At 44.2% G+C, this 26203-nt stretch carries 24 protein-coding genes and 1 pseudogene; 2 read left to right on the plus strand and 23 right to left on the minus strand.

The window, feature by feature from the left end; translation table 11 throughout:
* Positions 1 to 44 precede the first annotated feature (44 nt).
* The 9 genes from R8O70_RS08065 to R8O70_RS08105 all read right to left on the minus strand — a co-directional run bounded on the left by R8O70_RS08065 (position 45) and on the right by R8O70_RS08105 (position 7262).
* Complete coding sequence (locus tag R8O70_RS08065) at positions 45 to 299, minus strand: hypothetical protein (protein WP_031430542.1); 255 nt, start codon at positions 297 to 299, stop codon at positions 45 to 47.
* 20 nt (positions 300 to 319) lie between these two features.
* A complete protein-coding gene (locus R8O70_RS08070) occupies positions 320 to 517 on the minus strand; it encodes a hypothetical protein (protein ID WP_031430540.1) in 198 nt (65 codons plus the stop codon).
* Between the two features lie 55 nt (positions 518 to 572).
* Positions 573 to 1865: a P-type conjugative transfer protein TrbL gene (gene trbL / locus R8O70_RS08075; RefSeq protein ID WP_031430538.1), complete on the minus strand. Its 1293-nt coding sequence runs from the start codon at positions 1863 to 1865 to the stop codon at positions 573 to 575.
* Between the two features lie 2 nt (positions 1866 to 1867).
* Positions 1868 to 2065, minus strand: coding sequence for a hypothetical protein (locus tag R8O70_RS08080; protein ID WP_030000427.1), 198 nt, complete (start codon positions 2063 to 2065; stop codon positions 1868 to 1870).
* A gap of 2 nt (positions 2066 to 2067) precedes the next feature.
* Entirely contained in the window at positions 2068 to 2841 is a 774-nt protein-coding gene (trbJ, locus tag R8O70_RS08085) for a P-type conjugative transfer protein TrbJ (RefSeq protein WP_004729338.1), read from the minus strand.
* 237 nt (positions 2842 to 3078) lie between these two features.
* Positions 3079 to 4839: a TraI/MobA(P) family conjugative relaxase gene (gene traI / locus R8O70_RS08090; RefSeq protein WP_031430533.1), complete on the minus strand. Its 1761-nt coding sequence runs from the start codon at positions 4837 to 4839 to the stop codon at positions 3079 to 3081.
* Positions 4836 to 5210 carry a conjugal transfer transcriptional regulator TraJ gene (gene traJ, locus R8O70_RS08095; RefSeq protein ID WP_030000430.1) on the minus strand — a complete coding sequence of 125 codons (375 nt, stop codon included), beginning with the start codon at positions 5208 to 5210 and terminating at the stop codon, positions 4836 to 4838. The genes traI and traJ overlap by 4 nt, the downstream gene beginning before the upstream one ends.
* An 816-nt stretch (positions 5211 to 6026) precedes the next feature.
* On the minus strand, positions 6027 to 7022 hold the full coding sequence (locus R8O70_RS08100; protein WP_031430529.1) for a replication protein RepA: 996 nt from the start codon (positions 7020 to 7022) through the stop codon (positions 6027 to 6029).
* 12 nt (positions 7023 to 7034) lie between these two features.
* Positions 7035 to 7262 carry a helix-turn-helix transcriptional regulator gene (locus R8O70_RS08105; protein ID WP_001069954.1) on the minus strand — a complete coding sequence of 76 codons (228 nt, stop codon included), beginning with the start codon at positions 7260 to 7262 and terminating at the stop codon, positions 7035 to 7037.
* Between the two features lie 85 nt (positions 7263 to 7347).
* Here R8O70_RS08105 and R8O70_RS08110 point away from each other — a divergent pair, with 85 nt between their 5' ends.
* Positions 7348 to 8385, plus strand: a complete 1038-nt coding sequence (locus tag R8O70_RS08110) for a hypothetical protein (protein ID WP_031430525.1) — start codon at positions 7348 to 7350, stop codon at positions 8383 to 8385.
* A 92-nt stretch (positions 8386 to 8477) separates the two neighbouring features.
* Here the strand turns inward: R8O70_RS08110 and R8O70_RS08115 are convergent, their stop codons facing one another.
* The 6 genes and pseudogenes from R8O70_RS08115 to guaB all read right to left on the minus strand — a co-directional run bounded on the left by R8O70_RS08115 (position 8478) and on the right by guaB (position 16148).
* Positions 8478 to 10196 (minus strand): DUF2326 domain-containing protein, encoded by a 1719-nt coding sequence (locus R8O70_RS08115; RefSeq protein ID WP_031430523.1) that lies wholly within the window; start codon positions 10194 to 10196, stop codon positions 8478 to 8480.
* On the minus strand, positions 10187 to 10411 hold the full coding sequence (locus tag R8O70_RS08120; protein WP_000926259.1) for an ABC-three component system middle component 6: 225 nt from the start codon (positions 10409 to 10411) through the stop codon (positions 10187 to 10189). The genes R8O70_RS08115 and R8O70_RS08120 overlap by 10 nt, the downstream gene beginning before the upstream one ends.
* Positions 10398 to 11368 (minus strand): annotated as a pseudogene (locus tag R8O70_RS08130) (ABC-three component system protein). Before R8O70_RS08130 ends, R8O70_RS08120 begins: the two are co-directional and overlap by 14 nt.
* Positions 11369 to 11515: 147 nt before the next feature.
* Positions 11516 to 12721, minus strand: coding sequence for a tyrosine-type recombinase/integrase (locus R8O70_RS08135; RefSeq protein WP_031430517.1), 1206 nt, complete (start codon positions 12719 to 12721; stop codon positions 11516 to 11518).
* Positions 12722 to 13028: 307 nt separating this feature from the next.
* Positions 13029 to 14582, minus strand: a complete 1554-nt coding sequence (gene guaA / locus R8O70_RS08140) for a glutamine-hydrolyzing GMP synthase (protein WP_005381685.1) — start codon at positions 14580 to 14582, stop codon at positions 13029 to 13031.
* Positions 14583 to 14681: 99 nt separating this feature from the next.
* Positions 14682 to 16148 carry an IMP dehydrogenase gene (gene guaB, locus R8O70_RS08145; RefSeq protein ID WP_017633908.1) on the minus strand — a complete coding sequence of 489 codons (1467 nt, stop codon included), beginning with the start codon at positions 16146 to 16148 and terminating at the stop codon, positions 14682 to 14684.
* A gap of 231 nt (positions 16149 to 16379) precedes the next feature.
* On the opposite strand from guaB, the gene xseA reads away from it, so the two are divergent.
* Positions 16380 to 17711: an exodeoxyribonuclease VII large subunit gene (xseA, locus tag R8O70_RS08150; RefSeq protein ID WP_258623791.1), complete on the plus strand. Its 1332-nt coding sequence runs from the start codon at positions 16380 to 16382 to the stop codon at positions 17709 to 17711.
* Positions 17712 to 17724: 13 nt separating this feature from the next.
* Here the strand turns inward: xseA and R8O70_RS08155 are convergent, their stop codons facing one another.
* The 8 genes from R8O70_RS08155 to rodZ all read right to left on the minus strand — a co-directional run bounded on the left by R8O70_RS08155 (position 17725) and on the right by rodZ (position 26142).
* Positions 17725 to 17949, minus strand: a complete 225-nt coding sequence (locus R8O70_RS08155; protein WP_012842112.1) for a zinc ribbon domain-containing protein — start codon at positions 17947 to 17949, stop codon at positions 17725 to 17727.
* Positions 17950 to 18258: 309 nt separating this feature from the next.
* Entirely contained in the window at positions 18259 to 19134 is an 876-nt protein-coding gene (locus tag R8O70_RS08160) for an alanyl-tRNA editing protein (protein ID WP_115386389.1), read from the minus strand.
* A gap of 59 nt (positions 19135 to 19193) precedes the next feature.
* Positions 19194 to 20690 carry a ribosome biogenesis GTPase Der gene (der, locus tag R8O70_RS08165; RefSeq protein WP_258623793.1) on the minus strand — a complete coding sequence of 499 codons (1497 nt, stop codon included), beginning with the start codon at positions 20688 to 20690 and terminating at the stop codon, positions 19194 to 19196.
* A 167-nt stretch (positions 20691 to 20857) separates the two neighbouring features.
* Positions 20858 to 22018 (minus strand): outer membrane protein assembly factor BamB, encoded by a 1161-nt coding sequence (bamB, locus tag R8O70_RS08170; RefSeq protein ID WP_005381696.1) that lies wholly within the window; start codon positions 22016 to 22018, stop codon positions 20858 to 20860.
* Positions 22019 to 22030: 12 nt separating this feature from the next.
* Entirely contained in the window at positions 22031 to 22645 is a 615-nt protein-coding gene (locus tag R8O70_RS08175; protein ID WP_005381697.1) for a YfgM family protein, read from the minus strand.
* A 126-nt stretch (positions 22646 to 22771) separates the two neighbouring features.
* Positions 22772 to 24040 carry a histidine--tRNA ligase gene (gene hisS, locus R8O70_RS08180; protein ID WP_005381698.1) on the minus strand — a complete coding sequence of 423 codons (1269 nt, stop codon included), beginning with the start codon at positions 24038 to 24040 and terminating at the stop codon, positions 22772 to 22774.
* Between the two features lie 26 nt (positions 24041 to 24066).
* Positions 24067 to 25185, minus strand: coding sequence for a flavodoxin-dependent (E)-4-hydroxy-3-methylbut-2-enyl-diphosphate synthase (gene ispG, locus R8O70_RS08185; protein ID WP_005381699.1), 1119 nt, complete (start codon positions 25183 to 25185; stop codon positions 24067 to 24069).
* Positions 25186 to 25191: 6 nt separating this feature from the next.
* Positions 25192 to 26142 carry a cytoskeleton protein RodZ gene (gene rodZ, locus R8O70_RS08190; RefSeq protein WP_005383707.1) on the minus strand — a complete coding sequence of 317 codons (951 nt, stop codon included), beginning with the start codon at positions 26140 to 26142 and terminating at the stop codon, positions 25192 to 25194.
* Positions 26143 to 26203: the final 61 nt, after the last annotated feature.

A 26203-nucleotide genomic window follows, 5' to 3' on the forward strand; every position in this document is an offset into this window, starting at 1 on the left:
GAAATGCGGGCCGGTGCACCATCACCGGCCCGTGTGCTTTCTAACTACTTGCGTCGACCAACCGGCCAGCGTCTCATTTTGTCGATTTGATCGACCGATCTCGTCATGTCCTTGTAGGCACGCCCGGCCAGCTTGTTTTGGAATACCTCCATTTTGTCGGCAATGGCTTTCATCTTCGGCCCGTGCCTGATGTTGTGCAACCACTGCCCAAAAAAATAGAAGGCAAGCATCACAATGAACATCACGGCGAAGAAACCAAATAACTCCGCAAGGTTTTGAGGTGGAAAGCTAAACTCCATAATGAGTAATCCTTATCTAGTTAGGTCATGCGACCTTTTTTAACAAAACTGGCAACCTCTTCGTTGCGCTCCTGCTGGCGTTCCTGGGCATACGACACATAGTCCTCAACGTCGAAGGTGTGCTTTTCCAGATCGCGCTCTTGCCATTCTGCGTGTGCTTGTCGGGCTTCTTCCTGGTCCTCACTGGATAATCCATCAAAGCCGCCGGTTTGATTCATCCAGCCAGTGCTGCCACCGCCTAAGTTATCGTTGTCAAATGCAGGGGAAGCGTCGTCAGTCGCCCTCCTGGTCATCGCTATCCCCGTCATCTTTCGTGCTGTTTCGGATCGAGCTAGCTAGACGACCTCCTGTAGTGCCGCTGATTCTATCCCCGGCCATATCACCCATTCCCTTCATCAAATTTGCACCGGTATCCGCTGCAATACGCCCCGCTTTTACAGCGCTACCTTTAAAACCGCCAGAGGATTCGCCACCACTAGAAGATTGACCGGAAGCTTGGGTAAAGGAGCCAGCTTCATCAGAATCGCCGCCGCCGCTAAATGCACCGCCCAGGCTCGACATAACGTCAGTATTATTCGCTACGTTCTCGCCTGCTTTTGCAAATGCAGCCTGAATAGCAGACGCTCCGCCGGCGGTAGCCATTGCGGCACCGGCAGCCATACCACCAGTAGCAACAGCCGCTCCGGCCATCGCCCCAGCACTGATACTGCCAGCACCTGCCGCCGCGCCGCCTCCAGGGACTAGGCTGGCAACCACATTGGGAACCGAGTGAATGAGCATCACGAGAACCAGTGAAACGACAAAGATCACCAGCAGTTCACGCATAGGGGCATCATTGGATAAATCGGCATAGAAACCGTCCATGATCGACATGGCAATACCAATGAGCAACGTCATTGTCATCAACTTCAAAGCAACGCCCAATACGCTTTTGAAGTAGTTGATTGCTATATCTGAAGTCCAACGCGAACCACCAAACCCCAGCACGAAAACACCGGCATAGACCAATATCCAAGCCGTCACCAAAGCCAACAACACATTTGCCGCCACTACCGCCATACACGCCAAAATTGCCAGCGTGATTAAGAAGATAGACAAGTTATCTATCGGGCTTGTGATGCTATAGGACTCACCAGCTTTCACAATAATGTCAAACGCAATACTAATAGGCTCTGACGGAGTTAGGTCTCTCGAAAGGCCACCGGCTTGAGCACCGATCGTTCTCAATGAGTCGATGATTGACGTGGCAAAATCTGGGCCGTTTCTGAGCAACCAGAGAAAGAAACCAAACGTCAAAATGAAGCGCACGAACTCGGCAAAGAACTCCCTTATATCCGCTTGTTTAAGAATTAAGGTCCCGCCAGTCCAAACAAGGGATATAGTGCCCAGCGTCCAGAACAGCCAGGCGGCATAGTTTGTAATTACCGTGCCCCAAGTAGCACTTGCTGTCATGAAACGCACGGCCACTTCATCCAAAACACCATTAGGCTCAATGGCCGCTGATGCTGTTTGCGAAGTCAGTAAAACGATCAGAGTCATCACAAGTCGAATGAATACCTTGCTCATGATTAGAATCCCTTGTTCTTGGAGCGGTCAGTGGGTTCGCCCATATCCCAAAAGCAATGTCCTTCTTCCCTCTGCTCTTTCGTTAGGTTTGGGTTGTCACAGTCGATCGTTGCAGGCTTGGGCCCGTCATCTTCACCGCATCCCACCAGAACGAAGGAGACCAACGCACTAACGATAAAAACTCGTGTGATATTTTTCATAATTAAAACCCCCTGTTTTCTGAACGGTCGGTTGGTTCACCCATATCGAACAACCTTTCACGGGACGCTTGATATTGCGCTTCTCGGTCAGCATCCGCCTGCATTCGTGTGCCAACGGCATTCTGCTGAGCGATCAGCAAGCTGCGGATTTGCAGGAGCTGGTTGGCCTGGTTGCTAGCGAGCTGGTTAGCATAACCAATCGCAGCCAGTTGGCCGTCCGCACTCTGAGCACCAGATTGCAGGCGATTGAGCTGGCGGGCATCGGCTTCCAAGTTATCTTGCTGCTGTTCCAGACTCCTAAACAGTGCGTCGTTGGCCTTTTTCTGCGATTCTGACGCAAGGCGTCGGTTCTCGGTCATTGCGGCTCGTTCAGCATCACTGCACCCCACTGACGAGAAGCAGGGCGAACTGCGGTAATAGGCCACGTCCTGGAACTTGCCCAGGTACGCATCGAGACTACCAAGCTGGTTTTGGTAATAGGCGAGTGTGTTGGTAGCCTGATTCAAATCGTTGATGGTGCGTTGCGCTTGGTCCCAAACATAAGAAGCCGGGGCCATCGAGTTTTGCAGCATGTTTTCATACTGCTGCAACTGGGTTTGATACTGCTGAATTTGCTTAGCAGTCTGTGTAACAGCTTCCATTGCCGACATGATGTTCTGAACTAGATTCGTACCATCAGCAACCGGAATCCCCGCATATACAGGATTAGAAAGGTTTAACGCCAAGGAGATGGCAAGCACGGGAATTTTAGCCGCTAAAATTTTTCGTTTTAGCATGGTTAATTACTCTTAGTTGTTATGACTAAAAGTTGCATTCACCAACCTGTAGAAACTTGATCTCTACTCCTGCCGTTACCAGCGGTGAATGTGGGCCTGTACAGAGCTAGCTCGCCACTTACTATCTCGGCGCCCGACCAGCGCGACACCGTTAAACGCGCGGTCAAATAGGGTTAAACATCGGTGTCATTACCAACCGAAGCGGTTAGGGCTTCCGTCGATTCCTATGCCATCACATCAACGTGATCGGCTCTTATGTTGTCGTTTCGCTTTTTTAGCTGCCTGCTCAGCTTGCAGCTTGGCTTTACGCTGCTCTAATGCTGGCATGACCACCGCTTTTTCAGTTACAGGGGCTGACTGAATAGCTAAAACCTCTAACTGAGATAGATTCTGCAACCGGCCACGGCGTGAAGGTGGCACTTTGCCAATCGGTAACACACCAGGCTTATCTGACCGTTTGGCCTTTTTGCTCTGGGCTATTAATGCCTGACGGCGACGCTCTAGCCCTGGGTCGGCAAACTTTATAGACAGGTTGCCATCTACTGCCGCCTTGATCACTCGCGCCTTGAACTCAGGCGAGCCATTCACGGTAATACGATCACCGTAACGCTCCATTGCTACCTTTAGCGCAGCTAAAACACTGGTTTGGTTGGAAGCCGTCGACACTTGTAGACGCTCACCATCATCACGCACGGCGCTGTTACCTGCTCGATAAATAATGGTGCCTTTTTTCGTAATCGTATCGACCGTTGCTTTGAGCTCTGTCTGAACTGCATCCCCTTTTAGCGTGTTGCCTTTAAGCTTTTGTGCCGCTTCTCGGCTACGTAGCGCTTTGAGGGCTTCGCTATCTCCCTGCAATGCTTGGCTTTTTAACCAATCCGCCCAGGCTTGGCGTTTATTGCTTTGATATATCGTTTGCCGTTGCTCTTGGTAACGCTTGTGAATGCGCTCAAGCTCGCTTTTCAATGCATTGCTGGCCTGTTTGTACAAAAGCTTCTTAGTAAGCTTATTGCTGCCAGTTAACTTAATCGCCGCACGACGGCCTCGCCCTTTTCTCTTGGCGTTTTCAACCTGTCGATCTTTATCACGGCGGGCCTGTTCAAGGGCTTGCGTTTTACTCTCTGCGGCATGTTTCTGCTCTGCTTGATAACGGGCATATAGCTCGGTGGTATTCACCTTTAAGCGAACAGGTCGGTGTGTATATTGGCGGCTCGGCTTAACAGAACCCGATGCAGTCGCTTCAAAGGGACCAAGGCGCGCTTCGAGTCTGGGTTTAGAAAACTCACGTCCCAAGGTGCTCGCTTTGATGATCGCTTCACCATCGGCAACGATCACTAGGCCATTTCCTCTGGTTCTTAACTGCAAACCATTGTCCTGCATGACTTGGTGCAACGCCTGCCAGCTATTGGCTGATTTAATCTCGTCCATGCATTCGCGCTTCACCCAGCCCACTAAGCTTTCAATACCCGAATGGCGCTCCATATCCATCGCACGAGATTCCGCCCCGCGCTTGCGCGGTATATGATTATCCGGCTGTAAGCCATAGTCTTGCTCGATGGCCTCGCACATTTCCGCTAGCTTCTTATGCGGGTAGTTCGGCTCATGGATTGTGTTGCGAGTAGGGTGAATCTTGTTAATTGCGATATGGATATGTTGATTGTCCGTATCGTTGTGTAAAGCACTGACACGCTGATGCTCGCCATAACCCAACCCTTGGCAAATGCGCTCTTCTATCGCGGCCAAAGTATGCGCTTCTAACTGTTCACCATTAGGGAAGCTCACTATGAGGTGATAGGTTTTATCACTCTTCGCTCGGGTATTCGCGAATTGAGTTGCTAACACTTCGCTGATCGCATCGCGCACGGTTTTCGCTTCACAGTTATTTAAACGAACGTTACCGAGTCGATGCTCTTTGCTCTGGTGATCGGTGATGTAATTCACCAAGCCCGCAAAGTCAGATTTCCCCTGAGAACGCATCGGTACATGCTTGGCGATCATTGGTCCGCCCTCGGGCGAAGAATAGACTCCATAAGTGAACTCATTTGATCTTGCGTCGCTTCAATACGATTAAGCACCGCTAAGATTGTATTGACTCCCACATTCGCTACCTTGGCATCATTACTAAGCCATAACTTAAGCAAACCACCCAAACGCCCTAAGTCACCATTCACTCTTACCAGTTCGCGTACCTGTTCTACATCGGTAATACCTTGAATGCGATAACCTTGGCCGACTTCACGTAGATAAGTAGAAATACTAAGACCTGCTTGCACAGACAGCGACTCGATCAACTCACGCTCCTCTGGCAGACAGTAAACCTTAATCGGTGGGCTATTCTTTCGAGTGATCTTGTTCGTGCTGTTCCCCATGCTTTGCCTCCTCTTTCTGGCCCCGCAGGGCAGGATTAACGTTGAGCTCCGAAGGTGCGAATAAGTCCAAAGTGAAGAGGCTTCGCCATGCTTGCATGGTGTGCCTACTTCACACATCCTGCCCGCATTTCAACTTTGGTTTTATCATGGAAAGTTATGCATTCCCTTGTGCATTTCTCTGCATTTAACTGTTTATTCCCGTGTAAACCATGTTTACCCGATAAGTCCGATACTTATAGCGATATGACAGCGCACTTATAATGATTCAATAGCGCTAAAATAGCGGTCTACAGCGATTTATGCGTGTTGGCTTTACTCCAATATCACGACACAGAAAAACACAGCTTTCCTAACACTTTCCGCTCTAGGCTAAATTCAAAGCCTTCGTGTTTAACTGCCCCTCAAGTGTCAATGAATGTTTAGACGCCAAGAAAAAAAGAATAAAAAACACTTTATTTTCATGTAGTTGAAAATACATAACTTCCCAAAAAATGATTTCATTGACAGTTTTAAGCAGTTTATTTTTATAAATCTTATCCACAATATTTGTTTGCTTAACTACAGGTTAATTTTTATATAGGTATACCTACAGGAAAGTACTATAGGGAGTTCTACAACCACCTGTTATTAAAAAACTTTTTGGCACTTTGCGGGACAGAACATGCGCACTCCGGGACAAAACATGCGTAAGCCGGGACAGAACATGCGCAAAATACCCCCTTTAAAGCGGGACAGAACATGCGTGGATAACTTTCTAAATACCCAGGCTTAATAACATCTAGAATGGTGCGTACATACTGTTTCATACCGTTCACTCTATCGCTTTGTCCGTCGAGGTACTTGTGGAGCACTTGGTTTCAAAAGCAATCCTTTTTCGGTTGAAGTAGCATCTAGCTCTGGCCATGCATACTGAACCTTTTTAAGCCCATCGAGAAACCGTTTTCTGAAATCTCGATGTCCCTGAGGAGTATTAGGGTAATTGGCTCCTATTTGGTCCATTAGTCCTTCCCAGGGAATGACTGTTGAACGTTTTAAATAGCTGACTCGGTATGTTGCCCAGCAATATATATCGAGAGCCATAGGAGAACGCTTAATCAACCGTAATACCCTCATATCTAGAGGAACTGGTTTATCTGTTATCAGTTGAAAAAACTTTGGCGACAGATCTACCCAAGAGCCCCATAATGAATTTTGATCTGGATGCTTTGTGCTCCACCATATATGTGAAACATCCGCTACTCTGGCACCAATCTCATCCTCAGAAATATATTCATCACCTTCATTATGTTCCGTAAACATAACGCTAATGGTGGTTTTAAAAAGTTTGCTCATCTGCTCACGCAAACGCGGAATAGAACCATCTTTCCCCCCAGTTCCCGATAACCCTAGTTCGGCCATAAAGCTTCTCTGAGAATTCCCTAATTCAAGCCTACGCGCCTCTGTCTCACCGATATAACCCTTATCCAATCTGGACTTGTTTCTTACTGCTTGAGTGGTCATCCAAACCAGAAGCAAACGTGCATAGCAACCGTAAGGCAAACCTACAGATGAGGGGGCCATCATGTGCATTGTGAAATTACCATTCTTCCGACTCCACTCATTCGATTCTGGCTTACTGTGCGGTATGGTTGCTTGAATCAGAAGCCGAGCAATAAAACCGAGTTCATTAGCCTCCTGAGCACTGCACTCCTGGATTGCTATGATGTTGTCTATATATTTCGTGCTTAGCTCTAGTTTACCGCTGGCACCCGAGGCACTTTTTTGCCGAATAGTTCCCCTAGCCTGAACATCCGTTACATCTTTAAGCGTCATGTGAACTCAGACTTACCAAATAAAACCAGGTCTTGCGGCTTTTAACGCAGACCTGCGCTTTTCTTCTATCCAGTTCTCCACTTCAGCCAGGTCCCAAGCAACACTTCGGCTGGTCAGAACAATACGACGAGGAAACTCACCGCGCTGTTCCAGGTTATAGATGGTTCGATCAGACAAAGGGATCATGCTGAGTAAGGTTTTGCGATTTATCAGCGTTTTGTTTGTCATTGATGGATTCATAACCTTCTCCTTTTCAACATTCTTGGGTTGATAATGCCAGGAGCTGCCTGTAGATTAGGCTAATCATTGGACAAAAAAGTTGGATATGAAAATATTTGAAACTGAGATGGATGCGTCAGAACGACTAGGTCCGTTTTATATTCCTGTATGGGAGAATTCTGACAACTCTGTGGCAAATGCCATTCGCATTTTTAGGGAGAAATGGCATTCATACTCGGAAGAGTCTAAAAGCCACAGCATCATAAACTTGATTAAACAGGTGATTGATCCCGTGGTATCGGAATACTTGAGTAGCCTTCCAAACCAGTATTTGTCCTATTGCCCTATCTCAAGAGAAAAGTGTAACTATAGTGCTCTCATCAAGTTGAGAGGTTTTCGTTATACGGCCGACCAAATTCACTTTTATTTACGCGACTTTGTTGATAAGAGCTCCCACACAGAGCAAGACATACTATTCATATCGACTCAGGATATGCTCAAATCATTGTTTATGATTTGTGAAGGAAAGAAACCTAATAGATCAAAACTAGCGCCTGATATCAGTTTAAAGTCGGATAAAAAAACACGACTGTGTGCCTTGTGTGGAAGCCCAACAGAGTTTTCACAGTTCATGCATACATGGACGAAACACGGATATATTGAGAGAGAAAACAATGATCGTGACAATGATGAAAAAGACGGAAAGAAAAAGCGACCAGATCTGAGTACGAATTACTGTCTAAACCATCGTCCCAAGCTTCATGGCCGATGGAACTCTCTATATAAGCAAGCCAAGCGCTCTGCAGAACAATTTGAGAAAGAAGTCTTGAGATTACGACGCCAAATCGCTCATCCAGACCGTCATAACGCTAAGTCCGGAGATAGATTAATTGATGAGTACTTTTATCACTTCATGCTGAACTCTTCACTGGCCCCAACTAATGTACCCGAACTGCGCAATTTAGCGCGCAAGATGGTAGATTCTCGGATAACGGACAATAAAAAACGCATGCTGGTTCTTCGCAAACAGAACAAATCTAATGAAGATATTGGTATATTGCTGGGTGAAATCACGGGTAAGCTTTTGTCAAACCAGGCAGTTTCTAAAGCCTTGGGAACCATACGTGATGAGTTTAAACTATGAATATCCAAACCCTGTCAGAATCTTAGAAGGTAAGGTTAGGATAAGATCATCGACTAACCTTATCCTTAGTAACTATATCAATCGTTAAAAACTTAATCTTCTAAATACTCAATTCTAAATAATTTATCACTCTCAGATAGTTTAACCACAAAATAATCTTCATTATTTAGAGAATCTGGCAATTTATCTTTCAAAATTGACGCAACAAATTGAACGTTATTTTTATCAACTAAATCAGCTATTTTTACTAGTTGATTATCATGCATTAGCTCTTTTTTATCATTTAATAAAAAATGCATACACGGTATATTTTCTTCATCTGCAAAAAGAGTATAAGCAATGTCAAAACAAGAAATTTCACCCTGTTTTTTTCCTGAGCTAAAATTAGTATTAAACGCAGAGAACTTGTATAATCTCTGACCTTTTTTATTTATTATTTTATCATATTTTAAAGCGTACTTTTCACCATAGAGATTCTGGGACGTGGCTGAAAAATGCTTATTAAATCTGTTAACCTGCTGTTTAACCACTGCCTCAAATTCATCAGAAAACAATTCATTATCTATATCACTTAATTGTGACTCATAATTTTGTATATTTTCTTCAACCTCTATCAATTGACTTATAATACTTTCAAACTCGCCTTTATCACGATACTTATCATTAAGTTTCGATATTAGCACTTCAAGATCCTCAAAGGAGGAACTTTTCGACACCAGTTCTGCTAAATCTTTTTCCACTTTCAAAAAATTATTTAATTCATGATTTTTTGACTTTATTTTACTTTCTATTATTGGAAGTTCTTTTGTAATATAAGAAATTCGTTCATTCACCATTTTATTATGGTAACTTACTAACTCACCGAAAGTCTTATTTAATTTACCTAAATTATTAGAAGCTTGATTATAGATTGATTCCAATTGAGATAAATCAATATAAGAAGCAGTAGAAGATAACTCTGATTTTGTTTCTTCTATTAAATCTTTCCTTAAATTAAGGTTACCCAAATCATTACTTACGCGGTTAATTTCATATCTAACTTTGTTTAGTTTATTAAGATCTCTTTCAAAGTTCTCGTTAATGTTTAATGAAGATTTTTTTCTATCTAACTCATCAATTTCAGTCTCAACAATAGCAAGCGCAGCTTCGTACGCTGATTTTGTTTGTACTTTTTCCAATCGATTTTTAAACACATTTTCTTGATGTATATCTTGAAGAATCTTCTGTTTAGAGCTTCCCTGAGAAAAATCACACCCTAATAAATACAGATATAAAGTTTCATATTCTGCATCACTAGTATAATTATCGAGTGTTTTTAATGTATTAGATACACTGAGATCACTATAGCGAATATTATGTGATATAATTTGACGAAATGTTGGTTTTTTCCCAACTTGGCTAGGAAAAAATATTTCCGTGAGTTTATCTTCAAATTCGCTCTCGGTATATTTAATCCCATCTATTTTTCTTATAATTTTACTTCTAGCGAGAAAATTCCTTTCTATAACAACTGTTCTTGAGTTCTCATCGTCTAAATTTTCTGATAAATAGAGAAATATTGATACATTATTATCCACTAGGTAGCCTTTGACTAGTGAATAGATCTCTTTTTTATTCTCAGGGTCTTCATATATGATTTTTGGCTTGGCTCCAAGACAAAAATCAATCAACTTCAATACGGTAGTTTTTCCGACACTATTACCAGTTACCTGACCATCACTCTCATCAACAACAAGATTTAACCCCTTATGGAAAGGTATCTCACGAATAATATGAGATGGAGTGGCTATAATAATTTTTTTTATAAACATAATTCAACGTCACCCGAGTTTAAAACCGCCACATCAATCAAATATAACCAATCTAGACATAATATAAACAATGGAAATGATATAGTTTTTACTTCTCTTACTTTTTCATAAAGCTCTAATAACTCTACTTTCTTATATTCTTGAAGAATTTTAAGAACAATAGCTCCGTTGTAATAAACACTATTATCTGGATGAATATTATCAGGAAGCAGCATAACTATATCCTTCCGGGTTATCCATTATTTTACATCTAACAAATGCATCTACAACTAGTATATCTATACATAACTCAAGTTCATCTATAGGAATCTCACTGTAATTAGCACTTTCAATAACTTTATTCTTTAGCACTTCAATGACATTAAAGAATATTTCATCTGAATCAGAAGCTCCTTTCTTAGACTTAATATACTCTCTCTTAATTGTCGCCAAAACAGAACTACTTTTGTTACTACCTTGACTATCAAAAACAGATATTTAGAATCAACTCTCCCATGGAACAGGCTATATTCTTCTATCAAATCTTTAGCGCTATCTAATTCATTATGAGATATTTTTCTTTCTATTTCAAACTGTTTGACAGTAGACTCACCCACATTACCATGCCAATTTTCTTTTGCTAGAATATTTATAATAATAGCAAGATTAGAGTCTAACTTCGCAACATCAACACCATTGCCTAACTCACCTTTAATGAAACTATAAACAGACATTTGTCCAGCTATATCTTTTTGTAAAATCTCATTCAATATTGATGTTATATCAATAATATCTCGTGATGGTGAAAAAGAAATTCCATGTGGATTTTTAAATTTACTCTTCCTTAAATTTGACGCATCTTTTGATATTGAAATAAACTTAAATTTATAACTTAAGTAATTTTTTATTATTTCTTTTTCTAAAGCAGACTCGACTTTGTTTTTTGTGCAAGTAGAAGACACTTGGATAATTATTTTGTTTTTATGATCAATTAAGTCAATAGCTTCAACATTCTGTAAAACCTTATTGAGGTTTTCAAGTTCATAACCGTATAATAAATTCAAAAGATGTAAGTAGAAGCTTTCTGAGTGCATATGCAAATGCAACATATTTAGCTTACCGTTGGTTTCGATTCTGTAAGCTAAGGTATGAATTTTTTCATCAATATAGTTATAATATGCTGTTCTATTCATTTATTTTTCTAGCCGAAGTCTGTTTTAAGAACATATGCGTTTAAACAATGGTTAAGTTATAAAAACTTAGTACTCAATATAACAGTTTTCACCTTGAATTTATACGGCAAAGTAACTCATCTTAGCAAAGAGTAAGTGACATACAAATCAATGAGATAAATATGTTTTCATTGTCCACTCATCAATCATATCTGCCCAGTCCTGTAGCATTGATGCACGTTGCTCTCGATATTCAGCTTTGTTGTAAACTGCCCTCACCCCTTTCTGTTCGTGCGCCAGGCATTTTTCTATCCAATCCGTGTTGTATCCAGCTTCATGCAGCAGTGTACTCGCTGTTCTACGTAGGTCATGCGGTCCAAACTTACTTAAGGACTGACCATCTTTCTGAGCAGCTTTATACGTCAATGCCAATACTCGATTCATCGTTGCACTACTCATTGGGGCATCTGAGTCATAACGGGAAGGAAGAATGTAATCAGATCCACCGGCAAATGTCTTCAAGGCGATCAAAATATCCATCACCTGGCGTGACAAAAACACCAGATGCGGGTTACGTCGTTTCATCCTTTCTTTAGGGATTGTCCACAACGCTTCGCTAAAGTTAATTTCACTCCAAGTTGCATTGGTTAACTCGCTTTTACGTACCATAGTCAGCAAAAGCAACTTTACCGCAGCACGAATCGAAGGCGTGGTTCCTACCTTTTCCATATAGCGGTACATCAAACCGATCTCAGCAGGTGTTAATGTTCGGTCTCTTGGCTCAAACCGAGCGATACTTGCAGGCCTCACCAAATCTGCCGGGTTCTCAACTTTCTGCCCTCTCTCAATTGCCCACCGATACACCTGGAGTACAATATCACGCGTGTGTACAGCCGTTGCGGGCGCGCCACGCTCTACTATCGCATCAGTCAGTGCTCGCAGATCTTCATGGGTGATTTCGGTCAGCTTCTGATTGCCAAATTTGCCCTCTAACTCTCGTGCATAGACTGAGCGACGCATATCCCGGGTAGATTCGGCCATCTGATAGCCACGCAGCCATTTCTGAGCCCAGGCACCAAAGGTTTCAGCATCTTTCGTTCTCGCCTTAGCACGTGCTTTCTCTTTGGCCGGTGACTTTCCATCAGTAACCATTCGCTTCGCTTCATTGAGACGCTCACGCGCTTCAGCTAACGTGATGCCTCCTACTCCGTAACGACCAAAGGTAATAGTTTCTTGTCTGCCATTGATCGAGTAGTTGTAGCGAAAAGAGATAGAGCCTGCGGTAGTGACAGCAACATAGAGGCCATCACGGTCATTGACTTTGTAAAGTTTATCTTTGGGTTTGAGATTGCGTAGCTTGGTATCAGTCAGCATGTTTCGACCTTTTATTCTTGTTTGATACCATGCTGAAAAACCTCTAAAAAAATAGAGATTAATATTTATAAAACAGATAGATATGTAAATTTAATACCATGTCCCATCAAAAACACTCAGCATGGTATCGGGCGTAATCCATGGCATTACCGATGAATCATACCCATCAAAATACCACGGTCAAACCGTGCTTGGCGTTGCCAGACATTGCCAAAAATGACTAAGCCAAAAGCAAAAAAAGTCCGCAATTACGCGGACTTAAGTATGATTTGGTGCCTGTTAATGCCAGACCTTTCTTAAAGGAGCATTATTCCCACTCGATAGTCGCTGGTGGCTTACCTGAAATGTCGTAAACAACACGAGAAATGCCATCAACTTCGTTGATAATACGGTTAGATACCTTACCTAGGAAGTCGTATGGTAGGTGTGCCCAATGAGCAGTCATGAAGTCGATAGTTTCTACCGCACGTAGAGACACAACCCAATCGTACTTACGGCCATCGCCCATTACACCAACAGAACGTACTGGTAGGAATACCGTGAACGCTTGAGATACTTTGTTGTATAGATCAGCTGCGTGCAGTTCTTCAATAAAGATAGCATCAGCACGGCGTAGCAAGTCACAGTATTCTTTCTTGATTTCACCAAGAACACGAACACCTAGACCTGGACCTGGGAATGGGTGGCGGTAAAGCATGTTATAAGGCAGGCCTAGCTCTAGACCAATCTTACGTACTTCATCTTTGAACAGCTCACGTAGTGGCTCAACAAGACCCATTTCCATGTCATCTGGAAGACCGCCTACGTTGTGGTGCGATTTGATCACGTGCGCTTTACCAGTCTTAGATGCAGCTGACTCGATTACATCAGGGTAAATCGTACCTTGAGCTAGCCATTTCGCGTTTTTCAGCTTCTTAGACTCTTCATCGAATACATCTACGAATACGTGACCGATAGTCTTACGCTTCTCTTCTGGGTCAGACTTGCCTTCAAGTGCTTTTAGGAAGCGTTCTTCAGCGTCAACTTTGATGATGTTCAAACCAAATTGGTCGCCGAACATATCCATTACTTGTTGACCTTCGTTTAGACGAAGTAAACCGTTATCAACAAATACACACGTTAGCTTGTCGCCGATTGCACGGTGAACCAGCATCGCGACTACCGATGAATCAACACCACCAGATAGACCTAGGATAACTTCGTCGTCACCCACTTGCTCTTTAATGCGAGCAACCGCGTCTTCGATGATAGATTCCGAAGTCCATAGACGCTCACAGCCACATACGCCAAGAACAAAGTTCTCAAGCATTTGTAGGCCACCTTTTGTGTGTGTCACTTCAGGGTGGAACTGAACACCGTAGTATTTCTTCTCTTCGTTCGCCATCGCAGCGTAAGGACAAGTGTCTGTCTCACCAACTTTTACGAAATCGGCTGGGATCTCTACTACTTTGTCGCCATGGCTCATCCAAACGTCTTGAGTTGCTTCAAGGTCTTTAAATAGAGCACATTCACCAGAAACTTTAACCTGAGCGTAGCCAAACTCACGTTCGTTAGAGCCCGCTACTTTGCCTCCTAGCTGTTCCGCCATGGTTTGCATGCCGTAACATACGCCAAGCAAAGGAACACCAGAATCAAACACATATTGAGGCGCGCGTGGAGAGTTCTCTTCCGTTACGCTTTCTGGACCGCCAGATAGGATAATGCCATCTGGGTTGAATTCGCGAATATCCGCTTCTTCTACATCCCAGCTCCATAGTTCACAGTAAACGCCGATTTCACGTACGCGGCGTGCTACTAATTGAGTGTACTGAGAACCGAAGTCCAAGATCAGAATACGTTGGTCATGGATATTTTTAGTCATTTTGAGCAGTCTTTTTAAGGCTAAGTGATTAAAACCGAGGCGAGTGTACTCGCCTCTTCTTAATGCTTCAAGGAAAAAGCAAACGTTTCCGTTGGGTAATTAGTTCCCTAGACGGTAGTTCGGTGCTTCCTTAGTAATTTGAACATCGTGTACATGAGACTCTTGCATACCAGCACCAGAGATACGTACAAATTCAGCTTTCGTACGCATATCTTCGATAGTTGCAGAACCAGTTAGACCCATGCTTGAACGTAGACCACCCATTTGTTGGTGTACGATCTCTTTTAGACGGCCTTTGTATGCGATACGACCTTCGATACCTTCTGGTACTAGCTTGTCCGCTGCGTTGTCAGACTGGAAGTAACGGTCAGAAGAACCTTGAGACATAGCACCAAGAGAACCCATGCCGCGGTAAGACTTGTAAGAACGGCCATTGTATAGAATCACTTCACCCGGCGCTTCTTCAGTACCAGCAAACATAGAACCAACCATCACACATGATGCGCCAGCTACGATTGCTTTACAGATATCACCTGAGAAACGGATACCACCGTCAGCAATAACCGGAATACCATAATCATTAGCCACTTCTGCCGCATCTGCGATTGCAGTGATTTGTGGAACTCCCACACCCGTTACAATACGAGTTGTACAGATAGAACCAGGGCCGATACCAACTTTCACTGCGCTTACGCCAGCTTCGATTAGTGCTTTAGCACCAGCACCTGTTGCTACGTTACCACCGATGATGTCTAGATCTGGGTAAGCAGCGCGAGTTTCGCGGATGCGGTTTAGTACACCTTCAGAATGTCCGTGTGAAGAGTCGATAAGTAGAATGTCAACGCCTGCTTCAACTAGAGCAGCAACACGCTCTTCGTTACCCGCACCAGCACCAACTGCTGCGCCAACACGTAGGCGACCACGCTCATCTTTACATGCGTTTGGTTTACGTTCTGCTTTGTGGAAGTCTTTCGCAGTAATCATACCGGTTAGTTGGAACTCATCATTCACAACCAATACTTTCTCTACACGAGCTTCGTGCATTTTCTCTTGCACTTCTTCTCGTGTTGCACCTTCTTTAACTGCTGCCAACTTCTCTTTTGGCGTCATTACTGAAGATACTTTCTTAGAAAGGTCCGTCACAAAACGAACGTCACGACCAGTGATAATACCAACAAGCTCATTGCTCTCAGTGACAACAGGGAAACCTGCAAAACCATGCTTTTCAGTGAGTGCAACAACATCAGCGATGGTCGCGTCAGGGTTTACAGTAACCGCGTCAGTTACCATACCAGCTTCGAACTTCTTAACTTTACGAACTTCGGCTGCCTGCTGCTCAATAGACATGTTCTTGTGGATAAAGCCAATGCCACCCTCTTGCGCTAGCGCAATTGCTAGACGAGCTTCAGTAACAGTGTCCATAGACGCTGAAATCATTGGGATGTTTAGGGTGATGTTCTTAGTTAGCTGAGTGCGAAGATCAGCTGTGTTTGGGAGAACGGTGGAGTGTGCTGGCACAAGTAGTACGTCATCGAATGTCAGCGCTTCTTTGGCAATTCTTAGCATTTGCAATATCTCACAATTAGAGGAGTAAAAAGACAATCCAATCTCATCGTTTCGCATAATGAGGGTAACCAGTTTTAGGTTGTTGGCTACATTTGGATTAGATATTGCGGAGGGATTATACGGTTAACGCAATCGCTTGACCACAAATTTTTTAATTTTTTTCTTGCAATTACCCCCTTGCTATGTATTATATTGCCGCTAATTTCCATACTCACGTCTAAGAGATTAGCTGTGCTCTCCAAGACCAATCAAAACATCTTTACTGTTTCTCGTCTCAACGCAGAAGTTCGCTTACTCCTTGAAAACGAAATGGGGATCGTTTGGCTCGTCGGAGAGATATCCAACTTTTCAGCTCCTGTCTCTGGTCACTGGTACCTCACTCTTAAAGACTCTCGCGCTCAAGTTAAATGTGCCATGTTTCGTGGTAACAATCGCAGCGTTACTTTCAAGCCCGCTAACGGTAATCAAGTCCTAGTAAAAGCTCGTCTTTCTCTTTATGAGCCTCGCGGTGACTACCAATTGATCATCGAAAGCATGCAACCGGAAGGTGATGGCCGTCTTCAACAAGAGTTTGAAGAGCTGAAAATGAAGCTTGCAGCAGAAGGGTTGTTCGCGCAAATCAATAAGCAATCTTTGCCTGAGCACCCTAAACGTGTTGGCGTCATCACATCGAAAACTGGTGCCGCGCTTTACGATATCTTAGACGTATTGAAACGTCGTGATCCTTCCCTACCTGTTGTGATTTATCCGACAGTGGTACAAGGTGAGGACGCAGCCATTCAAATTGCACAAGCCATTGGTCGCGCTAACAGCCGTGATGAATGTGATGTGCTAATTGTGGGCCGAGGTGGTGGTTCATTAGAAGACTTATGGTGCTTTAACAACGAGATATTAGCTCGCACGATTGCAGCAAGCCAAATTCCTATTATTAGCGCCGTTGGACATGAAGTTGACGTGACAATAGCTGATTTTGTCGCCGACGTACGCGCGCCTACTCCATCAGCAGCCGCTGAGCTAGTAAGCCGTGATAACAGCCACAAAGATCAAGCTTTAGTTACCCGCCAGCATAAGTTAGCGAGCGCGATGCGTTACTACCTAGCACAACAAAAGCAGCAATCTGCTCAATTAGTGCACCGTCTAGAGAGACAGCACCCAAGCTATCGCTTGCAACGTCAGACGCAACAGTTAGATGAGTTGGACATGCGCTTACAGCGAGCGATGAGTCGTTTTATTGCCTTGCGTCAACAGCGAATCGAGCGTCAACATTATCGGCTGCAATTAAATTCTCCTGTAACACGCCTTGCCGAGCAGAAGTCGAAGCTAGAACGTGTTGAGCAAAAGCTCATGGATGCAATGGATCGCAAGTTACTGACTATGCGCCATCAACTCGCGATTGCTGCAGAGAAGTTAGACACCGTCAGCCCACTAGCGACATTGAAACGAGGTTACTCAATTACTCAAACTGAGCAAGGAAAAGTAATTACGCAATCTTCAGATGTAAAATCGGGAGATGTATTGATTACTCGATTAGCCGAAGGCGACGTTCGCTCTACCGTTAACTGAATACAAACTCTGGTTAACTGATTTTCTGGAACTCAAATCGGACACGTGATTTTGACTTGAGTTCATTACACACATTGCAAAAGTAACTCGCAGCACCGCATGCTTGCAGCTTCTCCAGCTCCGCCTCACAATCAGGGCAAAAACCTACTTTTTTAAAATCCGATTCACACTGTGCACAATGGTATTGTCCTGTCCATTCCAGTTCGACATTGCAAGTCGGGCAAATGTTCTGCTGCATATCCCGTTCCTCTCTCTAAACTAAGCAATTTCGAGTAACGCATGCTACTCAAAATAACGAACAAGTATGTTGATCTTCATCACCGCCCCAACAAGTTTCACGAGGCGTTAACCATACTTGATACGTAGGATCTTATACTGATCGTCTGATATTTACTCCTTGATCAGCGATCACCCCTTAAAAGAATATTTATATAACCACACACCGAAAGCATAAGTTACATATTCTGCATTCCAATTTAAGACAGAATAAAAAACCTTAGAGAGATTTAATTAAACGAAAAATCAGAATTTAATAAAAAGATCTTATTCAAAAAGCAGTGTTTACATTGGTGTGCATTTCGATAGTTTGAGCGTCGAGCTCAACGAGTTTAACTTGGATAAAAGCAAACTCATTTAAATGGCTCGCATGCGTTCCACCACAAGGGATTACCGCTAATTGACCTTCCCCTAAATCGCACTTCCAATAGCGAGAATCCGTTAATCTATCGCCGTGGCATTCCATGGTGATCATCGCATCTCTTTGAAGCCATTCAACCAGTTGGCCATTCACTTTTTCTGCAATCGCCTGGAGGTCATTCAGCATATCTGCACTGTTTAATCCTCTTTTACGGAGTGTTTTGCCTAAACGGTACGTATCGAGGCACTTGTCTGGAGTGACATAACTCGTGACTTGCGCATAGCTATTAAAGTCATAATAACCATGTGGGTCTTTGCGGTCTGCGTCTTTTCGCCAATAGTCTTCCGCTAGTACTTTATTCAACGCCAAATACGCTAAGTGTCCTGCTGTGTGGCCTCGACTCAAAGCATTTTGATAGTCTTTATCTACCGCTAATGTTACCAAGTCATTAATTGCAAATGATTCCGTACGTGATAAAACATGCACGACGACAAACACCCAACCTTCAGCATCACGCTTTACAGGGATGTCACTACCCACATACAAAGCACCACTCTCCTGCTCCACTGCTCCAACTTGGCAATCTACTACGTCATGCTCAGCCCCATTCACCTTCAACGTTCCTTTGTCTGCAGGGTGATCCGGCCATATGTGACTAACGGGATGGAACGGCGTGACATCTGTAATAACGTAAGTCACTTCTTCCGTAGATTGAACGAGCTGTATTTGTGCTTCTAATTGCCATGTTTGATGACAAAAACGAGTCTTTGTTGCTGTGATAGTCATTTTTACGATTACTTTTGATAAAAAAATACCCAAGTAGAAACTTGGGTATTCGAATTTCATTATTTATTGCGGTTTTTCACCATCGACATCATACGCTTACGTTTACGCTCTTGTGATAGCGTAAGCTTATTCGTACGGTTCTCGTATGGGTTATCACTGTTGTGGAAGTTAATGCGAATCGGTGTTCCCATAATTTCCAGAGACTTACGGAAGTAGTTCATCAGATAACGTTTATACGAATCTGGTAATTCACGAACCATGTTACCGTGGATAACAACGATCGGTGGGTTGTAACCACCTGCGTGTGCGTATTTGAGTTTGATACGACGACCACGAACCATTGGCGGCTGGTGATCATCCACTGCCATCTTCATGATACGCGTCAGTACTGACGTACCCACACGCGTTGTCGCCGAGTTATATGCTTCTTGAATAGATTCAAATAAGTGACCAACGCCAGTACCGTGCAGCGCAGAGATAAAGTGGATACGCGCGAAGTCGACGAATCCTAGACGGCGGTCCAGTTCTTTCTTCACGCTTTCTTTCACGTCATTGTCTAGACCATCCCACTTGTTAACGGCGATGACAATTGAGCGGCCAGCATTCAGTGCAAAACCAAGCAAGCTTAGGTCTTGGTCTGAAATATTTTCACGAGCATCAATCACCAGTAGAACGACGTTTGCATCTTCTACCGCTTTCAGCGTCTTAACAACAGAGAACTTTTCAACCGTTTCATTGATACGACCACGACGACGAACACCTGCGGTGTCAATTAGTACGTATTCGCGTCCATCACGCTCCATCGGGATGTAGATAGAATCGCGCGTTGTACCAGGCATATCGTATACAACCACACGTTCTTCACCCAGAATACGGTTAGTCAGTGTCGATTTGCCTACGTTAGGACGACCGATGATCGCCAACTTAATCGGCTGCTCTTGAAGGCGTTTGAATTCAGCTTCTGCGTCTTCTTCAGTGTAATCTTCAACAAGAGGCTCTTCGTCTTCAAATCCAGTCAGGTCTTCAATCTCACCTTCTTCAGATTCACTTGTTAGTAGATCATCAAAGAATGGAGATAAAGCACGCTCAAGCAAAGCGGTCACACCACGGCCATGAGCAGCCGCAATCTGGTACATATCATCCACGCCGAGCTGCCAAAAATCAGCACACGCCGCATCGGCATCAATACCATCGATTTTGTTTACTACCAGCATCGCTGGCTTTTCAATTTTACGCAGATGCGCAGCAATTGCTTCATCTGAAGGTGTCAGACCAGCACGACCGTCAACAAGGAACAATACAACATCAGCCTCATCAATCGCGGCTAATGACTGTTCTGCCATCTTTGTTTCCACGCCTTCTTCTGTGCCATCGATACCACCAGTATCAATCACAATGAATTCGTGCTCTTCACCAAGTCTCGCCTGGCCATATTTACGGTCTCGCGTTAGGCCTGGAAAGTCCGCAACCAACGCGTCACGAGTGCGAGTCAATCGGTTAAATAGTGTAGATTTACCTACGTTCGGACGCCCTACTAGAGCTACAACAGGTACCATAACAACCTCTACAATAATCTTTCTTCTGTAGTTATAGGTAACGACTTGCTCGATGCCAAATCAAACCAGCTTTTTACCTATAACCACGTCAGGGTTAATAAATTCAAACAACAAAACGGCTCCTAGCTGTCACCAGCCAGGAGCCGAATGTGAATTATATCACGATATTATTCGTTAATGGTTAGTTTCTTTACATCGCCGTTGCGAGTTGTAATCACATAACCATCCGACAATAACGTCGGGCCAACTGCCAAGCCACTATCATCGACAAACTGCTGCGCAACAAATTCGCCCGTTGAACGATCCATCCAGTGAAGGTAACCAAGCGTGTCACCGACAACGAGATAATTGCCAACAATAACTGGCGCTGTAAGTTGTCGGTGCTCAAGCAAGCTGTTTTCCCACAACTCAGTCCCGCTTCGTGAATCAACGGCAACAACATGATCTTTTTCCGTTATCACAAAGATGCGACTACCATCTGTAGAAATGTCTGTCGCAGATGAGTAATTACGCTTCCAAATCGGGTTCGCTGAACGCAAGTCAATGGCGATAAGTTGACCATTGTATCCAATGGTGAAAAGAGTACCGCCTAGCACAATTGGCGATGAATCAACGTCAACCAAACGATCAATTTCTGTCGCGCCTTTTGGAGTACCAACAGGCTGTTGCCAAATCAACTGACCACGCTCAACGATAGCAGCTGCGAGTCGGCCATTTGCCGTTCCCCAAAATACACCGCCGCCAATTGCAGTCGGAGTACTGTCGCCACGTAAAGTTAAGTTCGGCACTTCTGTACTCAATGCCCAGCGTTGCTCACCTGTACTCTCATTAAGGGCAATCAACATGCCTCGGCTAGTATTGATGATAATAAGGCCTGAATCTGCAACTGGCTTCGCCAGTACCTCACCACCAACTTTTACACGCCAAACAATTTCACCTGTTTCTTGGTCAAGAGAGATGACTTCACCATTCTCAGAGCCAATGTAGAGGTTTCCGTATGCCGCTGTGATACCACCAGAGAGACGAGCAATGACATCTTCTTCTAGGTCCGTTTGCCAACGTTGTTTACCATTCTCAGGATCCAGCGCTTTTACTAAGCCATCACGACTTGCCACGAACAATGTATCATTCGCAAATACAGGGGATAGTTTTGAAAAGTAATGACCAACACCATCGCCAACCGATGTGCTCCACTCACTACTGGTTGTAAACTGACTGTCTACCTGAGGTAGTGGCGCCATTACAATGGTGTCTTTCTCACCTGCACAACCGGCAAGTACTCCCATTGTTAACGCCCCTAGCAAGGCTTTCTTAAAGACTCTTTTCATCCAATGCGGTCCTTATTTCGCCAGATCGTCCAATTTCATTTGTAGTGTCGGGCTTGCATCTGCCGCTTGCTGAGCTTCAGTATACGCAGCGTACGCAGCATCTTTGTCACCTTGGCGAATCGCAATATCGCCACGAAGTTCAGCAATACGACCTGTCCATGCTGTATCAGTGACGTTACTTAGCTCTGCCGTTGCAGCGTCGAAGTTACCCATTTCCGTCTCAATACGCGCAATGCGGTAACTAATCAATGGTAACAACGCAGCATCTTGAGTGTTGCTTTGCGCCCACTTCAGTTGCTCCAATGCAGCAGAAAGGTCTTGAGCTTCAACTTGTGCTTTAGCAAGTTGTAGCGCAGCCAATACTGAATATTCTTTTACTTCATTTGACTCAATGAAAGCTTTCACGTCAGCTTGAGCATCAGTGCCTTTGTCTTGCAAAGCATTCATTGCTGTCGTGTAGCTTTGAGAAGCTGCTTCACTCGCCTGAATCACAGAATCCTGGTAGTAACGCCAGCCGAATAGACCACCTAAACCAACAACCGCACCGATGATGACGGCTTTGCCGTTTTCCTTCCACCAGTCTTTAATGGCTTCAACTTGTTGTTCTTCAGTATCGTAAAGTTCCACTTCCTGTCCTCTTAAAACATGTAAATGGCAGCTTAGCTGCCATTGTTCCTATTTCGTTTAAAGGCTCCACATTTGGGAGCCTTAGCTTACGAACTAGGATGTAATTTTGTTAGATTACTAAAAGACTTAAATCAGTGCTGCGATCTTTTCTGCAACTTCTGCTTGGTTGTAAGTCTCTTGCTCACCACCAGCCAAGTCTTTCAGTACTACGGTATTATCCGCAACTTCGTTTTCACCCAGAACTAATGCTACAACAGCACCAACTTTGTCTGCGCGTTTAAACTGTTTCTTGAAGTTACCGCCACCGAAGTGATTCATCACACGAACGCCTGGAACAGACTCGCGAAGCTGTTCTGCTAGCTTCATTCCTGCCATCATGGTGCCTTCACCCGCTGTGACTACGTACACGTCAACACTGCGACGAACGTCTGTCAGTTCCAACGTTTCTAGCATCAGTACTAGACGCTCTAGGCCCATTGCAAAGCCAACCGCTGGTGTTGGTTTACCACCTAATTGCTCTACAAGGCCATCGTAACGACCACCACCACATACAGTGCCTTGAGCACCTAGGCTCTCGGTGATCCACTCAAATACCGTGCGATTGTAGTAATCCAGACCACGAACTAGACGTTCGTTAACTGTGTATTTGATACCTGCGGCGTCTAAAAGTTCACATAGACCTGCGAAGTGTGCTTTAGATTCTTCACCCAAGTAATCTGAAAGGCGAGGCGCATCACCTAAAATAGCTTGAACGTCTGGGTTCTTCGTATCCAGAACACGCAGTGGGTTCGTGTGCATGCGACGCTTACAATCTTCATCTAGCACATCAATATGTTGCTCAAGGAATGCAACCAGTGCAGTACGGTAGTCTGCGCGGTCTTCTTGAGAACCGATAGAGTTCAGCTCAAGACGAACATGTTCATTGATACCTAGCTCACGCCATAGACGCGCCGTCATCATGATAAGCTCTGCATCAACATCTGGACCATTTAGACCAAACACCTCAACACCACACTGGTGGAATTGACGGTAACGACCTTTCTGCGGACGTTCATGGCGGAACATAGGCCCCATGTACCACAGACGCTGTTCATCACGGTTGATCAGGCTGTTTTGGATACATGAACGTACACAACCCGCCGTACCTTCTGGGCGAAGTGTTAGGCTGTCGCCGTTACGGTCATCAAAAGTGTACATTTCTTTTGAAACGACGTCTGTTTCTTCACCAACAGCGCGGCTGAATAGGTTTGTTTCTTCAACGATTGGCATGCGCACTTCGTTATAACCGTATGCGCTAATTACATTTTTCACTGTGTTTTCTAATTTTTGCCACAGTGGCGACTGAGTTGGGAGGCAATCGTTCATGCCTCGAATTGCTTGAATTGTTTTTGCCACAATACTTACCGTAATTCTCGTTGAGATTAATCTTGTACTTTAACTTCGATGCGGTTTTCGCCATTCATCATAGCTGCTTTCGCACGGATCTTAGCTTCTAGCTTATTCACAAGGTCATCGTTATCAAAGCGCTCTTTCTGGCGTTTACCATCTTCGTAGAATGCGCTCTTCTTGTTACTACCTGCTAGACCTAAGTGAGAAACTTCTGCTTCACCAGGGCCGTTTACCACACAACCGATGATAGACACATCCATTGGAGTGATGATGTCTTCTAAACGTTGCTCCAGTGCATTCACCGTACCAATCACATCGAATTCTTGGCGTGAGCAGCTTGGGCACGCAATAAAGTTGATGCCTCGAGAGCGAATGCGCAGAGATTTAAGGATGTCGAAACCAACTTTGATTTCTTCAACTGGATCGGCAGCCAAAGAGATACGCAGCGTATCGCCTATCCCTTCAGATAACAGCATACCTAAGCCAACAGATGACTTAACAGCGCCAGCTCGAGCACCACCCGCCTCTGTGATACCTAAATGAAGAGGCTGATCGATTTTCTTCGCCAGCAGACGATATGAATCCACCGCAAGAAAAACGTCTGAAGCTTTCACGCTAACTTTAAATTGGTCAAAGTTAAGACGATCGAGATGATCTACGTGACGCATCGCCGACTCAACCAAGGCTTCTGGCGTAGGCTCACCGTATTTCATCTGTAGATCTTTTTCCAAAGATCCACCATTGACACCAATACGGATCGGGATGTTTTTATCGCGAGCGCAATCAACAACAGCGCGAATGCGCTCTTCATTGCCGATGTTACCTGGGTTGATACGTAAACAGTCAACTCCGTACTCCGCAACTTTCAGCGCGATACGATAGTCGAAATGAATATCAGCCACTAATGGTACAGAAACTTGCTGTTTAATCAGTTTGAAAGCTTCTGCTGCGTCCATCGTAGGTACAGAAACTCGAACGATATCTGCGCCGACTTTTTCTAGTGCTCGGATTTGAGCGACTGTCGCTTCTACGTCAGTCGTGCGAGTGTTAGTCATTGACTGTACTGCAATTGGCGCACCATCACCAATTGGCACATCACCCACATAAATACGCGTCGATTTACGACGAATAATTGGAGATTCGTGTTGCATAATTTTTTATAACGGTAGAGTGAATCTAGCTACTTTGCCTGAAGTATACCCAGAAAGGTCGACAGGTTCACTTGCAAATGTCATTGTAACCCCTTCCGGTGCGCCTAATATCACTTTAAATGGCGCTTTTCCGGTAAGTTCTACATCTTGTCCTGGCTTATGAGTACCACTTACCAGCGTTTTACCATTGGTGTCTTTTACTTGAATCCAACAGTCCGCTTTAAACTTCATAGTAAGAAGTGTCATGCCTTCAGGTACTACTGGCGCAGGCTGTTCCTCTTCCGCCGCTTCAATCACGGCAACAGGTTCTTCAGAATCTACGCTTGTTGTATTTTCAGTTTCAGTCAGCAAAGGATCCGCCCCTTGCTCAACGGGTGCTTCAGTCAATTCAGCAACACCTTCATTAGTTGAAGCAACTTCTTCAGGAGTGCTTGCGATTAACTCTTCAGCCGTCATCAAATCGATATCAGCTAATTCTTGAGCAGTGGGCTGCGGCGCTTCAACACTTGAATCCGTTACTTCCTTAGTTAGGCTATTCTCTTGTTGGTTTTGCCACCACCATGCAGCTGAAATGCCAATAATGACTAGCCCGATAACCCAAGTAAGGAGCATAATACGGCTATTGTGCTTCTCGTCTTTTGTTTTACGAGAGAAGCTTTGCATTTCAATTTCTTGCTCTTGAGGCTGAGCATCGGCAGTCTGCTCTAACGCCGTCAAAACCACCTTCTCATCAAGACCTACGAATTTAGCGTAAGAGCGTAAGTAACCACGCGTAAATGTCGCGACTTGTTGAGATTCAAATCGGTTATTTTCAATATCTTCAATCACAGAAATGCGAAGCCTCAGGCGATCGGCAACTTGCTTTTGGCTCATTCCCAAGGATTCACGTTTGTTTTTCAGTAATGTGCCAGCTTCAATAGAGAGTGGCACTTCATTCGTATTTTCGTGTTCTGTCATAATGGCGGTATTTAATCTGTTTTAGTGGCTAACGTGGTCATGTATTTTCGTTATTGTTCTT

The organism is Vibrio sp. 779(2023) (assembly GCF_033344285.1).
GTDB classification, from domain to species: Bacteria; Pseudomonadota; Gammaproteobacteria; order Enterobacterales; family Vibrionaceae; genus Vibrio; species Vibrio alginolyticus.